Source organism: Rickettsiales endosymbiont of Trichoplax sp. H2 (genome assembly GCF_009690945.1).
GTDB lineage: Bacteria > Pseudomonadota > Alphaproteobacteria > Rickettsiales > Midichloriaceae > Aquirickettsia > Aquirickettsia rohweri.
On sequence record NZ_NPHZ01000002.1, the window covers coordinates 45,847 to 61,179 of the forward strand.

Sequence of the window (15,333 nt, forward strand, 5' to 3'; positions counted from 1 at the left end):
ACAAATTTGTAATTTTAACTATATTTTGAATAAATGACGGCTAAAATATTAATTGTAGATGACTTAAAATTTAATATAGACCTATTAGAAGAAAAATTACAAGTAGAGTTTTATGAAATACATAGAGCTTACAATGGTCAGGACGCTATATCTAAGGCTATAAGCATTAGACCTGACATTATACTAATGGATATTATGATGCCTATAATGGATGGGTTTGGCGCTACTAAAGCTATAAGAAAAACTCCTGAAATTTCTTATATACCCATTATAATAGTCACAGCTTTATCATCTATAGAAGATAAAGTTAATAGTTTTGTTTATGGCGCAGATGATTACATGAATAAACCTATAAACTATTCTTTATTAAAATTACGGATAAAATCATTAATAAGAATGAAATCTTCAATAGATGAGATCATTCTTAGAGCTGGAATAGGTGAAAATTTGCAAAATTTATTATGTGCACCTCTATTAGACGTGGAAATAGCTAATTCAAAAATCTTACTTGTAGACGATAGTGAATTAATACATTCAATATATGATAAATTAGAAAGAAAAAATATAATAGTTGATATTTGCAAAAATCCTGATCAAGCTGTGCAGAAATGTTTAAAAAATAATTATAGCTTAATTATTATTAATTCTGAAATTGTTGATTGTAATGCTATAGATATAGCAGTAAAAATTAGAAATCAGGTGAAGTTAAAGCATATACCTATTTTAATGATAATAGATGAATATGATGAAGATACTTTAATAAAAAATTTAGAAATAGGGATTAATGACTATTTTATAACTCCAGGAGAAATTCGTGAATTAATAGTAAAATCAATAGCACAAGTTAAAAAATTTCATTATATACAAAATTTAAAATCAACATATCTAAAAGATGCTAATATAGATGAATTAACACAAGTATATAATAGAAGGTATTTAGAAATATACTTTAAGAGTTTAATTAAACAACTCCAAAATAACGAAAAAATTTCTATAATTTGCATTATTGATATTGACAACTTCAAACAATTAAATGATACATGGGGTCATATTACTGGAGATAAAATTTTAAAATCTATTGCAAGTATATTAAAAAATAATATTAGAAGCTCAGATTTTATAGCACGTATTGGGGGAGAAGAATTTATTATAATTTTGCATCATTTAACAAAACTAGAGGCAAAATCAGTTATTGAAAAGTTAAGTAAAAATATATTAGAAACTAAATTTTCAGATTATTCTAAAATTAAGACCGTAAAATGCACAATTAGCGCAGGAATTGCTGATATAAATCCAGAGGATACTTTAGCAGAAGCTATAAATAGAGCTGATAAAAATTTATATAAAGCTAAATCTTCTGGCAAAAATACAGTTATTATCTAAATTTTTAAAATTATCATGAAAGTGACATTGATTTTAGCAATTTCATAATTATATATCTTTATAAAATTAAATTAAAAATTTGCTCATTTATGACAAAATCTTCTAAACAAATAAAAAAATTCGATGCCGAAGTAGGTAAAGTTTTAAGCCTCATGATTAATTCCATATATACTAATAAAGAAATATTTCTTAGAGAGCTTATTTCTAATGCGTCTGACGCATGTGATAAATTAAGATACGAATCATTAGATAAACCAAAATTGCTTGATAAAAGTGATAATGAATTTAAAATCAAAATAAAAATTGATTCCAAAACAAAAGAACTGATTATTTCAGATAATGGAATAGGAATGAATAAAAAAGATTTAATCAATAATCTAGGTACTATTGCAAATTCAGGAACTCAGAAATTTATTGAGCAATTAAGTAGTAAAAAACCTGATTTAAATCTAATTGGGCAATTTGGAGTAGGATTTTATTCTGCTTTTATGGTATCTGATAAAATTAAAGTTATTACATCAAAAGCAGGTGAAAAAGAAGTATATGAATGGATATCTGATGGCAAAGGTGAGTACTCAATTGAAGATTCAAATGAAGAATTAAAAAGAGGCACCAAAATAATATTAAAAATAAAAGATTCCGAATCTGAATTTTTAGAATCACATAGAATAAGACATATAATAAACACATATTCTGATCATGTCGCATTTCCAATAGAACTTATTCAAGAAGATGGCAAAGAAGAGATAATAAATAAGGCTTCTGCTATTTGGACTAGAAACGCTTCTGATATAACTGAAAAAGAATATGAAGAATTTTTCAATCATGTTTCTCATTTTCCTGGAAAACCATGGATGACACTGCATAATAAAGTCGAAGGGACTGTAGAATATACTAATTTACTCTTCATACCAGATTCTAAGCCATTTGACTTATTTCACCCCGATAGAAAAACACGAGTAAAACTTTATATAAAAAGAGTTTTTATTTCTGAAGAAGGTAACGAACTAATTCCATCATACCTAAGATTTTTAAGAGGTGTAGTCGATTCCGAAGATCTTCCTTTAAATATAAGTAGAGAAACTTTACAACATAATAAAATAGTACAAAAAATTAAAACTTCTATAATAAAAAAAATATTAAGCAATTTAAAAACTAAAGCTGAAAAAGAACCTAAAGAATATTTAAATTTTTGGAAAAATTTTAGTGAAGTTTTAAAAGAAGGATTATGTGAAAGCACTATTGAAGAAAAGAAATTATTATTAGAGATATGTAAATTCAACTCCACTTTATCAGGGAATAATGATTTAATAAGCCTCGACCAATATATTGAGCGAATGGGTTCAAATCAAAATGAAATATACTTTTTAAATGGCAATAATATTGATGCTTTAAGAACTCACCCTCAATTAGAAGGATTTAAGAAAAGGGGAATTGAAGTATTACTTCTAACTGATTATGTTGACAACTTCTGGATTAACGTTGTACATCAATATAAAGATAAAAATTTCAAATCTATTACAAATGAAAAAATTGATTTAAATAAAATAAAAAAAATAGATGATGAAAATAAAACAGAAAATATAGATAAAGATTCTGAAAAAAATACAAAATTAATTAATTTTGTAAAAGAAATTTTAAAAAACAAGATAAAAGATGTTATAATTTCTTCAAAACTAGTTAGTAGCCCAGCTTGCATTTCAACAGCAGAAGGGGGTATGAACTTACGTATGGAGAAATTTTTGATAGAACAAAATCAGCTTCACTCTAAATCAGCTAAAGTACTTGAAATTAACCCTAATCATCCAATCTTTAAAAAAATTGTGAGCTCACTATTAAATAATAATAAAGATACAGAACTAAATAAAAATCTAATTGAGGTTGTGTATGGACAAGCATGTCTTATAGAAGGTGATTCATTAGATAACCCTAGTGAATTTGCTCATAAACTAAATTCATTACTTGAAAAAATATAAATTTACTCACTTTTAATTCAATATGTATTGCAGAGCATTCTATGCTCTTGCAATCTATATACCATTATATTCTAGTGATTCTCGATATACCTTCACTAACAACTTTACTTACAAAGCTTGTATCATATAAATTTCTTTTATGATGAACATCTTTGTATAAATTATAATTTCCTTCTCTATTTAAAAATTCATTAATTTCTTGCTTCCTATCTTTGATAATATACTTCAACTCAGATTTAATAATTTCTTTATTATCACATATATCTTGCAAACTATATTTCTCTTTTTTTAAATACTCATCTACTATTTGTGAAATCAATGCATTTCTTTCTTCATTATAATTAAACCTATCTGTGAAATTTGAAACAAAGTTTGGCATATAATAGCTCCATTTAGCAGGTATAATCTGATCTTTAATTTCATTAATTATCTCATTTCTTGCATTAGAATAATTGTTTATTACTAAAGACATATCTGGATATTTATATAAATTCATAGTTGTAATATCTCTACTAGAAATTTGTTGAAATATTTCAACATTATAGATTGCAATATCCAGTATTTGATTAACTAACCAATTATTCTTGTTTCTAAAAGCATAATCAAATAAAGAGCCAGAATTATCATTTTTTATTAATAACTCCTCTAAAACACCTAAACTCATTGCAGATTTAAATAATTCTTGTACTAAAGATTCTTGCTTATTTATAATAGCTTCACGAAATATATCAAAACATTGTTTTTGAAATTTCATTTCTGAAATAATATCTGAATATGTCAAATCAGACTTGAATGGATTATTTAAAATAATTAAAATTTCTCTTAGGTTACCACCATATTTAATACAATTTTGCTTTAGATGCGCTAAAGCATATTCCCTTTTATTACTATTTAAATATAATTTAACAGGATCAATAATATGATTTTTATTATTGATAATAAATAAATCATTATCTATTGCATACTCTAACAAATCATCAGGTATAATCTCTATATTTAAAGGTAGTCCACAATTTATAAGCAATTTATCTATAAGTTTTTGTCTCTTCTCTGAGTTTAATAGAATAATAGAACTATTATCTAAAAATAAAATTATATAAATTCTAAGGATTTTTTTATAATGATCTTTATACCTAAATAACTCAATTTTATCTGTATTTTGTTTTAATGCTTGTGCACAAAATAAATTATTATAAGCACTGCCTCCTAAAAATTTAAAATCTTCGCTTTTTTGTTCTATCCACTCATCTAATCTATCAGAAAAATGTTTTATATAACCTGCATCAAGGGTGCTTAATATATTAAATTTAGGCAAATCTGATTCTAATTTATACAGAATCAAATCTACTAATTCTTCATAATTTTCTAATAAATTTTGTACTTTATAATTTATGTAAGTATTAATCCTTCTAATATCAAATATATTATCAATTACATCCAAATATTTATCCTCAATTTTTCTTTTTTTTATTAACTTCCATTCATTTGCCAACACATTTAATATTACTGATATATCATGAATATGCTATAAATCACCCCTAGGTCTAAATTTTTGCAGCACAAGCTGATTATCATGTGTTTTTGCACCACTTAATATTTCACCAGCAAAATTCTCAAGCATTTCTTTTTTTAACCTACTAATAATAGCTTTAAAAGATCTAAAACCATATATATCAAGTAAAATATTTTGCAAATTAGTGAGTGTACCTTCTCCACATGCAAAAACTTTATCTCTGTAAAGTGAGCTATCTATATTATTAATTTTTAAACTGTAGATTATAACCTCAGCACATTCTTTTATTTTTTTATTTTTTGAAAAACCTAATAATGAGCTAAAATTACCTAAACCTAATCCCTCAGCTTTTCTAATCAATTTTTGCATTTGTATTTCGGATTGATTATCATCTTCATAAACAGGATCTTCAAAATCATAAATTTCTTCTTTTAAATATTTTTTTACTAAATTCTCATTTATATCAGGTATGACTTCAGGAAAACTTTTTTTAAAATTGCTAAGGAAATTTTCTGGCACCCCCATCCTCTAATTACAAAACTAAACATAGATTTATACTATATCCCTTATTCAAAATCTCAAAATACTTTTCTAAAAGCATTAGAAAAAAATTATATTAAATCACTATAATTACCCTATGCTTTTTTAATTATCAAAGATACTACAAGTAATTTGCGACATATAAACTATTTAAATTATCTGCCCTTTATTTTACTTGGACTATTATCTTGAAGCAATCTTTTAGAAAAAGAATTTACTCTAGAATTTTGAGTAGAATCTAAAAATTGTTCTTTAGCAAAAATCATATCCAATAATTTATTAAGATAATATTTTATTTTCTCTAAGGCCTTTAGCTCACCATTATTTAGTAAAATTTCTCTTTCCATTTTTAATGCTTCTCTTTTTAGTTCATTCATAGACTTTTCATTAGTAGCTAAAACTGAAAAAGTCTCTAAAAATAAATCTGATATAGACTTATTTTCATCATTGTTTCTAATCTTCTCTATAAAAGAATCAATTAGAAAGAATTTCAAAGAATCATGCTGATTATCAACCAAACCTTTTTCAGGAACTTTTTTGGGAAAAATCATTGCAGAATTACTTGATTTTGTGTGATCGATTGAGGTAATTGTAAGTTGAAATTTTGGTAAAACTGTGTCTTGATCAACTTTCTCACCTCTAAGTGATGTAATATCTGTATCCATAGATAAATACATTTGATCCAAAACCTTACCTTCAACTTGTGCCTCCATTATTTTTTCATCTATTCCATACCCATATATTCTTCTTTTACTATAGGTAATTTTTTTAACCTTACCATTTTCATCTGTTTCAATATCTAAATAATTATGACTGCCATTATTACCAATTGCTTTACTAAGATTAAAATTTTGTGATTCACTACAACTATTTCTTAAATTAGATATAAAAGATGCTTCAAAAAGTTGAAAATGCATAAGTATAAAATCTTTCTGCTCTCCAGTTAGATAATCTAAACTTTTTATTTGCTCAACATTTTTAATAACCTCAACTTCTTCTCCATTTTTACTAATATGTAATCCTTCTCTGTTTAAATCTTGTTGAGCATCTTCTTCAGCTTCCCTTCTTGATCTTGAAGTAAATTTTTCTTTAAGCTCATTGACTGCTTGAGGCACTGAATCAAATATTTTATCACCACTACCTCCTAAGTTATAACCTTCATCATAACTCATCCTTATAGTTTCAACATTACCCATTCTTCAAAATACTTAATTAATCAAAATAAGCTGTTATGAAAAATTATAAGGGTCAATATCAATTTTTATTTTAATTGTATGAGGGATACTAAATTCATTAAACCAAGTTTCAATATATTTCTGAATATTAATTTGTTTTGAGCTTCTAAGAATAATTCTATAGCGAAATTTATTTCTAATTTTATAAATTGGTGCAGGTGCTGGTCCTAAAATTTCAATTTTTTGATTTATAGGAGCTTTTGTAACAATATACTGCATAAATGCATTTAAACTTTCTTCATTAAAACTACTTCCTTTAAGCATGACTAATTTTGAAAAAGGAGGCATAAATGAATCCTGCCTATTTATTAACTCAGCTTTAATAAATGATTCATATTCCCAATTTTTAATATACTGTAATATAGGATTATCTGCAAAATAAGTTTGTATTATAACAATACCTTTCTCTTTTTGCCTACCTGCTCGTCCTGCTACTTGATATAATAGTTGAAATGTCCTTTCTAAAATCTTCAAATCACAACCTGCAAATGATATATCTGAATCAATTACACCAACTAAATGCAAATCTGGAAAATTCAAACCTTTTGCAAGCATCTGAGTTCCTATAATTATATCATATTTTTTATTTTCTATTTCTTCTATTATTTTTGATGCTTTTTTAAAATTAGATATTGTATCACTTGTTATAGAAATTACTTTCGCAGCGGGAAACAAAGAACAAATTTCTTCTTCTATTTTTTCAATACCAGCTCCTAGAGCAACTAATTTTTCATCAGAATCACATTTCGCACATTTTATTAACTTATCCTCAAGGTAACCACAATAATGACATAACATTTGATTTTTCTTTCTATGTTCTACCAAAAAGAATTGGCAATTAGGACAAGAAAATTTCTCTCCACAGCTATTACAAATAGTAAGTGGAGCATATCCCCTTCTATTTAAAAAAATCATTGATAACTTTTTTCTCGCAAGACAGTTAATTATTTCATTTTGCAGAGATTCAGATATCCATTTACTATTAGATAATTTTTCTTGTTTTAAATCTACCACCTCAACTTTAGGCAATAAAACACCGGTATAACGATTAGGCAATCTGTGTAATATACATTTATCAAGATTTGTATTGTAATATGTTTCTACAGATGGAGTAGCAGTTGATAGTAAAATTGGAAATCTCTCAATATTTGCCTTAACAATAGCCATATCTCTAGCATTATAAACAATTCCTTCTTCTTGCTTAAAAGAACCATCATGTTCTTCATCTATAATTACAAGCTTTAATTTTAGAAATGGTAAAAAAAGTGCACTTCTTGCACCTACTACCACGTTAATCTCCCCATTTATAACTCCATGCCATATAATGGCTTTATTCTTAGGAGTTAAAGATGAGTTCCATTCAGCGATAACGCAATTTTTCAATCTTTTCTTAAATCTTTCTACAAGCTGTGTAGCAAGCAATATTTCTGGCAATAATATTAAGACTTGTTCACTATTATTAATTACTTGCTGAGCAATTTCCAAATAAACTTCAGTTTTTCCAGATCCTGTTGCACCTAAAATCAAATGAGATGAGTACTTTTTAAAGCCATATTTACATATATCAAAAACAACTTGTTTTTGAAGATCTGATAATTGAACAGGATTATGATTATAACGATTAATATTAAATTTTTTATACTCAGATTTAACAACGTTATATTCGATATTACTCCTACTTAATAAAATCATTTTTATAATACTGCCTAAATAAGTATTATTGTATTGAGAAACCCATTTTACAAAATTTAATAATTTTAAAGGAATTGTAGGGATCTTATAAGCCTCCATTACATCTTTTAACTCAAAATCTAAACTATTACTACAAGTATTGGTGATATTTATAACAACTCCTATCTGTACTTTTTTTCTAAAATTAACTTTTACAATAGAACCTATTTCTATATAGATATTGCCTGGTATTTTATAAGAAAATTCTTGATTAAATGGTAATGCTAAAATTACATGAGCTATTTTAACTTCTAATTTTTTTTGCATTTTCATTTATTAAAATGGCGGAGAGAGAGGGATTCGAACCCTCGATACGAATAATCGTATACTTCCTTAGCAGGGAAGCGCCTTCAGCCACTCGGCCACCTCTCCCAAGAGGTTTGATATAATCTAGTTTTTTTCAATCAAAATATCAATAAAAAATTGTATTTATAAAACACTGTAGTCTAATTAAAATTAATATAATAATTGATTTTTTTCTTTCGCTATTATTAATAAATTCTCTACTAATTTATAAAAATAAACTTTATTTAACAAATTATAATATAAGATAATTACTTAAATTGTAAGAGATGCTTGAGTTTTCATTTATTTTCTATACCATATCTTCTACAAATTTATGAATGTATTTTAATGTTAGATTTAAATAATATTAACTCATGGGCTTTTAAAGAAGCAAATTTATTATTAAAAAAAATTAATAATCAAACTCCTAAAAAAGGTTATGTATTATTTGAAACAGGATATGGCCCATCAGGATTACCACATATTGGTACATTTGGTGAAATTGTTAGGACCAGCATGGTCAGAAAAGCTTTTCAATATATTTCTGATATTCCTACTAAATTATTTTGTATGTCAGATGATATGGATGGTCTTAGGAAAGTACCTGATAATATTCCAAATAAAGAAAATTATTACCAATACATTGATTTACCTTTAACAAATATACCAGATCCTTTTGGAAAAAACCAAAATTATGGTGATTACATGAATTCTAAATTAATTGAATTCCTAGATCATTTTAATTTTGACTATGAATTCATTAGTGCAACTAAGTGTTATAAATCTGGAAAATTTAATGACTACCTAACCAAAGTCTTAGAAAAATATGATAACATAATTGATATCTTGATTCCAACACTTGGCAAAGAGAGAAGAGAAAGCTACAGTCCTTTTTTACCTATTTGTGAAAAAACAGGCAAGGTATTACAGGCAAAAGTAATAAACAAAAATATTGAATCAAAAACTATAACTTATTTAGACAATACGGGACATAAAGTTGAAACAAGTATTTTAAATGGTAAATGTAAACTACAATGGAAACCAGACTTTGCAATGAGATGGGCAGCTCTTGATGTAGATTATGAGATTTATGGCAAAGATATACAAGCAAATGCAGAAATTTATGATAAAATTTGCACAGTGCTTGGAAAGTCACCACCACAACAAATGTCATATGAACTATTTCTTGATGAAAATGGTCAAAAAATTTCTAAATCTAAAGGTAATGGCCTGTCAATTGATGATTGGTTAAAATATGGGAACCAAGAAAGTTTAAAGCTTTTTATGTATCAATCACCTAAAAAAGCTAAAAAATTGTATTTTAGCATAATTCCTAAAACTTTTGATGAATATTTAAATCATCTAAGTAAATTTAATCAACTTACTGACGAGAAAGAAAAAATTTCTAATCCCATATTCTACATACATACAGATAAAATACCTAATATTAATCTTGATAAAATTACTTTCAGCTTATTATTAAATCTTGTTAATGCTTGTAATACTGACAACAAAGATGTTTTATGGGGGTATATTAAAGATTTTATTGATCATGATAATATTAATAAAGAAACACATGAATATATAGATTCTATGCTAGGATATGCTATAAATTACTTTCAAGATTTTATAAAACCTAAGAAAAAATATAAAATACCTAATGAACAAGAAATTAAATTACTGAAATTATTACTTGAAAATTTAAAAACAGTTAATAATACAGCAGAAGATATACAAAATACAGTATATAAGATAAGTAAAGATAATAATATTCCTTTAAAAGAATGGTTTCAGTCGCTTTATGAAATTCTTCTTGGAACAAAAGAAGGCCCAAGAATTGGCACATTTATAAAATTATATGGGGTTAAAAAAATAGAAAAATTAATTTATGAAAAAATATGTTAGTTAAAAATTTATAAATTAAACAATTAAATTAGATAGGAAGTAAATATGAGTATTTTATCAATTCAATTTCATGTATCTCATGGATACATTGGCAATAAAGTTGCATCATTTGCATTACAATGTTTAAAACATAAGGTAATTAATATTAATACAGCACAATTTTCTAATCATAATTTATACAAAGAATTTTTAGTAGATATTTTTCAGGTGTGCCATGTAAAAAAAGTAATTAATGGCCTTTCAAAAACCAATATAATTAATAATCAAATTAATGGTTTTTTAACAGGTCATATGGGCAATGAATTAATTAGTCTTGAGGCATTAAATTTTGTCAAAAATATTAAAAATAATATTCCTGATTTAATTTATCTATGCAATGCAAAATTAGGAAATAAGGAAAGAGGCTTATATGTTAAACCAGAATTACTTGATTTTTATAGGAACTACGCATTAAAATTATCAGATATCTTAGTAGTAAATCATTTTGAAGCTGAAATATTGACTATGCAAAATATTAATAATATTAACCATGCAAAACTAGTTGCTAAAAAACTTGCTGACATGGGATTATCTAGAATAATAATTATTTCAGGGTTAAAAATTAATTCAAAAACAATATCTACATTATTATTTGATAGTAATAATTTTTATATTCAAGAAAGTCCTTTAATTAATTTTGAACAAAAACCTGCTGGGCTTGGCAATTTTCTTTCTGCATTATTCTTAGGAAATTACTTGCATACAAATAATATTTTAAAATCGTTTTCAAATACTATAGCTACTATTAATAATATATTAGAAATAAATCATAAAACAAAAAGTAAGGAATTAGAAATTATACAGGGACAAGAAAAAATTAGTAACCCAGAAACTAATTTTGTAATTAATAAGTTGTAATAATTTTTGTTTTATGTATTATTCTATTACTATTTAATTTGAGATAAACATATTTTATGAGTGTTAAGCTATCAAGTACTTTTTTTGCAAAACCCCAAGATGTAGAAAAAAAATGGCTACTAATTGATGCTAAAGAGCAAATTTTAGGCAGACTTGCAGCGCAAATTGCCAAACTTTTACGTGGGAAACATAAGCCATATTATACTCCCCATATAAACTGTGGAGATAATATAATTGTTATTAATGCTGATAAAGTAAAATTAACTGGTAAAAAGCTTCAACAAAAAACATATTATAGACATACTGGTTATCCTGGCGGAATCAAAGAAGTCAAAGCAGCTGATTTATTATCAGGAAAATATCCAGAAAGAATGTTAACTCTAGCTGTTAAAAGAATGTTACCAAAAGAAAGCCCACTTGCTAGACAACAATTAAAATGCCTACATATTTATAGAGATAACGAACATCCTCATAAAGCACAAAAACCTGTTTTAATTAACCCAGTTAAATAATTATTATGAATAAAAAAGAAGAAACTATAACAAAAACTAGGAAAGCAAAAAGCTCAACTAAAACTAATGTTGAATCTAAGAACAAAACTACTGCTCAAAATAAAAAGGAAGTTAATGTAAAACATACTGCTACTAAAGCTATTACTAAAATAGAAGGTAAAAAAATATACGCTACAGGCAAAAGAAAAACTGCTATTGCAAAAGTTTGGATGATTAGTAAGGGATCAGGAAAAATTATTGTTAATGGTAAAAATTTAATTGATTATTTTCAAAGACCTGTTGATAGAATGATAATTAACCAACCTTTTGCAATTGTTAAAGCAGAAGGAATTTACGATATAGAATGTAATGTCTTAGGCAGCGGTTTATCTGGCCAAGCAGGTGCTATTAGACATGGGATCAGCAAAGCATTAAATCAAATAAGTGATGAATTTCATAAAACTCTAAGAAGTGGAGGCTTTTTAACTAGAGATAGTAGAAAAGTTGAAAGAAAAAAATATGGACAACCTAAAGCTAGAAAGAAATTTCAATTTTCTAAAAGATAATCCATACTTTGATTTTATAATTATAAAATTAAACCTTATATATTTTATAAAATTAACAATTTACAAATTCTAAAGTCTTAATTTTTAACTATTTATTTTTTCATATAATAGTATGTCTTTTACATTTAGTAATAAAAATAATGTTTTTTTTATTGTTGTTGCAGCAATCTCGGTATTTGATCTTGCAATATTCTTTTATTTGCCATTACTCTCAAGTATTAGACAAGAATTAAGAGCAAACGAATCATTAATTCAGCTTAGTGCTGCAGTTAATGTTTTTGGCATAGGAGTTTCATCAATAATATACGGTACATTATCAGATTCTTTAGGTAGGAGAAAATTAGTTCTATTTGGAATTGCTTGCTTCTCAATTGCCTCTTATAGCATATCTTTTATAAATTCAATTTATCTACTTTTTATTCTTAGATTTATACAAGGATTAGGAGCTGGTGTTGCTTGGTCTATAGGTAATGCTATATTACATGATATTTATAAGGGCAAAAGATTTGAAAAAGCTATAATAACACTACATATAATAATAGGTATAATGGTTGCAGTTTCGCCAGCATTAGGAGGATTTGTTGGCAATATAATAGGCTGGAGAAAAAGTTTTCAGCTTATGGCTTATTCAGGAATTTTATTATTTATATATAGTTTATTCTTTCTACCAGAAACTCTACAAAATTTAAAAACAAATGTAAATTTAAAAATAATAATAAACAATTATATAACATTATTTAAAAATACAGTTTATATAAGATTTTTAAGCATAAAAGTTATTATGGTTTCAGTTGCTTTTGTTAATATAACAACACTACCATTAATATTTGTTGAAACACATAATTCAACCATTGAGAATTGTGGACTACTTATGGCATTAGGTGCGTCAATATTTGCAATTGGAGGAGTAATAAACAATAAATTAGTCGATCATTTTGAAGTGAATGAAATTATAAAATTCTCATTATATTTAGTTATTTTAAGCAGTATAGTGCTTTTTATCATTCAATATTTAGGAATTTTAAATGCTATTGGAATTCAATTAATTAAAATACCCTATTTACTAGGTATATCTGGAATATTTGGAAATGCTACTCATAAAATTGTAGGTGCTGTCCCTAAACTATCTGGCAGTGCATCATCCATTATGATAACTCTTGAAATGTTTATAAGTTCAATAGGAGTTAAGTTAGTTAGTGTTTTTTATAATGGTACGATTTATCCAATGGAAATTTACGCTAGTTCTGCTGCAATTATATCATTATTCGTTCTATCCTTAAAAAAGTATTAAAGATACAATCAAAAATTTGGTTCTGTCACATATATTGAAAGGAAAAGTAAATGTTGGCAAAGTTGAATTATTGACTGAGGCTAAGATGTTAAAAATAGATTCAAAATTAACGAAATATTTTAAGAATCATGTGAATCTAGAGCAAACAAAAGCACCACAAAGATGCTGGAACAATAGAGAAGATGGCAATAAAGGAACAAGATTTACTGTTGGCACAATTTTGGTAATTAGCCTCGGCTTTTGTTGTTGTTTTGCTATATGTTAAAGACATGCTTTCTTTAATTCTATACTCTTATAAATATTATAAATTAATATGATTTACCTCTTTATACCCTAAATATTTAATTATATTTATAAAATAGAAAAATAGGTAGATTAAGTGTTCATACAACAAAGTTCATTGCCAAAATCATGAATTCGTTATTTTTCGCCAATCATGATAATAATCCTCATATAATATGACAATATACAATATATAAGATTTGCTTCATAACTAACCCTACCTCTAAGTTATGCATTGGATAAAACATACTACCACATTTGCCATTATCACATGCATTATGTTCATTATAAATTTTCCAATACAAATCACCTGTTCCTTCTTCAATTTTTTCAAGTGCGTTTTTTAACTCCGTATATGACTTTTTATATCCTTTAAATAATATTTCTTTAAATAAAAAAAGAATGTGTTCTTTTATACATAATGTCGTTTCAGACATACCTGTTATCATTCTAGATGTTATTCCGCTTTCAACATCTTCTATATACTTTGCAGCACATTTATTATAAACTTTTAAAGTTTACTTATTCGCAAAATCAGAATCTTTATCGGTATCTGCTAGTGTATATGACGAATGAAATACCATAAATAATAGTAATATACACAACTTCATTATCCTACCCTTTATTTAAATTTTAACTATATTACAAGGTAAATAATACCATAAATCTTTGGAATTAAAAATAATTTTTCTGCGCAAGTTTATAATTTTGTTATATAAAACACCTCTAAAGATCTTGCAAACTCATTTATATCACTTCGTATTAGATTTTTGAAATTAAATATTGAAAAATTTGTAAAAATATAAATTTACTTTACTTTAAACATAGATTACTTGATTGTAAAAAAAATGTATGTTTAAGCTTTTAATATGAAAGTAAGCAAAGTTTAAAATGAATTTAATTTTATTATAAAATAATGCTTATTTGAAATAATAACATAACTTATTAATGGGGGTAACATGGTAAACGTAGGTATTTTACAATACAATGTCAAAGGTGATGTTAGAGATTCACGAGATAAAGGTGTTTGGAGTAGGCCTGAAAGAAGAGAAAAACAGGTTGATGTAATAAAAGAAGCCATAAAGAGCAAAGGAATAGATATTGTTGCAATGCAGCAAGTTGAACCAGGGCAAGACAAAAATACTTTAGATTACTATTTAAATAATCAAAATAGTGATAAAGAATGAAAAACTTTACAACCAAATCCAGATCCATATTGGAATAATGTTAAAAAAGAA

At 25.8% G+C, this 15,333-nt stretch carries 14 protein-coding genes and 1 tRNA gene; 9 read left to right on the forward strand and 6 right to left on the reverse strand.

Translation table 11 applies throughout. The features are described 5' to 3' along the window. Positions 1–33 precede the first annotated feature (33 nt). Positions 34–1,383 (forward strand): diguanylate cyclase, encoded by a 1,350-nt coding sequence (locus tag h2es_RS02340; protein ID WP_154511041.1) that lies wholly within the window; start codon positions 34–36, stop codon positions 1,381–1,383. An 89-nt stretch (positions 1,384–1,472) separates the two neighbouring features. Continuing rightward, positions 1,473–3,359 carry a molecular chaperone HtpG gene (gene htpG / locus h2es_RS02345; protein ID WP_154511043.1) on the forward strand — a complete coding sequence of 629 codons (1,887 nt, stop codon included), beginning with the start codon at positions 1,473–1,475 and terminating at the stop codon, positions 3,357–3,359. A gap of 64 nt (positions 3,360–3,423) precedes the next feature. Here htpG and h2es_RS02350 read toward each other — a convergent pair whose 3' ends face one another. The 5 genes from h2es_RS02350 to h2es_RS02370 form a co-directional block, all read right to left on the reverse strand. Beyond that, complete coding sequence (locus h2es_RS02350; protein WP_154511045.1) at positions 3,424–4,854, reverse strand: hypothetical protein; 1,431 nt, start codon at positions 4,852–4,854, stop codon at positions 3,424–3,426. Between the two features lie 30 nt (positions 4,855–4,884). Further along, positions 4,885–5,391, reverse strand: a complete 507-nt coding sequence (locus h2es_RS02355) for a hypothetical protein (protein WP_154511047.1) — start codon at positions 5,389–5,391, stop codon at positions 4,885–4,887. A gap of 176 nt (positions 5,392–5,567) precedes the next feature. After that, positions 5,568–6,608, reverse strand: a complete 1,041-nt coding sequence (locus h2es_RS02360) for a hypothetical protein (RefSeq protein WP_154511049.1) — start codon at positions 6,606–6,608, stop codon at positions 5,568–5,570. Positions 6,609–6,641: 33 nt separating this feature from the next. Further along, positions 6,642–8,651: a replication restart helicase PriA gene (gene priA / locus h2es_RS02365; RefSeq protein ID WP_154511051.1), complete on the reverse strand. Its 2,010-nt coding sequence runs from the start codon at positions 8,649–8,651 to the stop codon at positions 6,642–6,644. 9 nt (positions 8,652–8,660) lie between these two features. Next, positions 8,661–8,750, reverse strand: a tRNA-Ser gene (locus h2es_RS02370). A 261-nt stretch (positions 8,751–9,011) separates the two neighbouring features. Between h2es_RS02370 and h2es_RS02375 the strand changes: the two genes are divergently transcribed. The 6 genes from h2es_RS02375 to h2es_RS02400 all read left to right on the forward strand — a co-directional run bounded on the left by h2es_RS02375 (position 9,012) and on the right by h2es_RS02400 (position 14,078). After that, the gene (locus h2es_RS02375) at positions 9,012–10,568 is read left to right on the forward strand and encodes a lysine--tRNA ligase (RefSeq protein WP_154511053.1); all 1,557 of its coding nucleotides are present in this window, start codon (positions 9,012–9,014) and stop codon (positions 10,566–10,568) included. 45 nt (positions 10,569–10,613) lie between these two features. Continuing rightward, a complete protein-coding gene (gene pdxY, locus h2es_RS02380) occupies positions 10,614–11,465 on the forward strand; it encodes a pyridoxal kinase (protein ID WP_154511055.1) in 852 nt (283 codons plus the stop codon). Positions 11,466–11,521: 56 nt separating this feature from the next. Further along, on the forward strand, positions 11,522–11,977 hold the full coding sequence (gene rplM / locus h2es_RS02385) for a 50S ribosomal protein L13 (protein ID WP_154511057.1): 456 nt from the start codon (positions 11,522–11,524) through the stop codon (positions 11,975–11,977). Between the two features lie 5 nt (positions 11,978–11,982). Further along, positions 11,983–12,522, forward strand: coding sequence for a 30S ribosomal protein S9 (gene rpsI / locus h2es_RS02390; RefSeq protein ID WP_126044820.1), 540 nt, complete (start codon positions 11,983–11,985; stop codon positions 12,520–12,522). 112 nt (positions 12,523–12,634) lie between these two features. Next, a complete protein-coding gene (locus h2es_RS02395; RefSeq protein ID WP_154511059.1) occupies positions 12,635–13,813 on the forward strand; it encodes an MFS transporter in 1,179 nt (392 codons plus the stop codon). 34 nt (positions 13,814–13,847) lie between these two features. Continuing rightward, positions 13,848–14,078 (forward strand): hypothetical protein, encoded by a 231-nt coding sequence (locus h2es_RS02400; RefSeq protein ID WP_154511061.1) that lies wholly within the window; start codon positions 13,848–13,850, stop codon positions 14,076–14,078. A gap of 184 nt (positions 14,079–14,262) precedes the next feature. Here the strand turns inward: h2es_RS02400 and h2es_RS02405 are convergent, their stop codons facing one another. After that, on the reverse strand, positions 14,263–14,532 hold the full coding sequence (locus h2es_RS02405; protein WP_154511083.1) for a hypothetical protein: 270 nt from the start codon (positions 14,530–14,532) through the stop codon (positions 14,263–14,265). A gap of 522 nt (positions 14,533–15,054) precedes the next feature. Between h2es_RS02405 and h2es_RS02410 the strand changes: the two genes are divergently transcribed. Beyond that, complete coding sequence (locus h2es_RS02410; protein ID WP_154511085.1) at positions 15,055–15,282, forward strand: hypothetical protein; 228 nt, start codon at positions 15,055–15,057, stop codon at positions 15,280–15,282. The last annotated feature ends 51 nt before the right edge of the window (positions 15,283–15,333 follow it).

Bases quoted from the DNA above. Each gene is read 5' to 3' on its own strand.
- rplM (WP_154511057.1), top strand. From the start codon at position 11,522: ATGAGTGTTAAGCTATCAAGTACTTTTTTTGCAAAACCCCAAGATGTA.
- h2es_RS02360 (WP_154511049.1), bottom strand. From the start codon at position 6,608: ATGGGTAATGTTGAAACTATAAGGATGAGTTATGATGAAGGTTATAAC.
- h2es_RS02405 (WP_154511083.1), bottom strand. From the start codon at position 14,532: ATGTCTGAAACGACATTATGTATAAAAGAACACATTCTTTTTTTATTT.
- pdxY (WP_154511055.1), top strand. From the start codon at position 10,614: ATGAGTATTTTATCAATTCAATTTCATGTATCTCATGGATACATTGGC.
- rpsI (WP_126044820.1), top strand. From the start codon at position 11,983: ATGAATAAAAAAGAAGAAACTATAACAAAAACTAGGAAAGCAAAAAGC.
- htpG (WP_154511043.1), top strand. From the start codon at position 1,473: ATGACAAAATCTTCTAAACAAATAAAAAAATTCGATGCCGAAGTAGGT.
- h2es_RS02340 (WP_154511041.1), top strand. From the start codon at position 34: ATGACGGCTAAAATATTAATTGTAGATGACTTAAAATTTAATATAGAC.
- h2es_RS02395 (WP_154511059.1), top strand. From the start codon at position 12,635: ATGTCTTTTACATTTAGTAATAAAAATAATGTTTTTTTTATTGTTGTT.
- priA (WP_154511051.1), bottom strand. From the start codon at position 8,651: ATGAAAATGCAAAAAAAATTAGAAGTTAAAATAGCTCATGTAATTTTA.
- h2es_RS02410 (WP_154511085.1), top strand. From the start codon at position 15,055: ATGGTAAACGTAGGTATTTTACAATACAATGTCAAAGGTGATGTTAGA.
- h2es_RS02375 (WP_154511053.1), top strand. From the start codon at position 9,012: ATGTTAGATTTAAATAATATTAACTCATGGGCTTTTAAAGAAGCAAAT.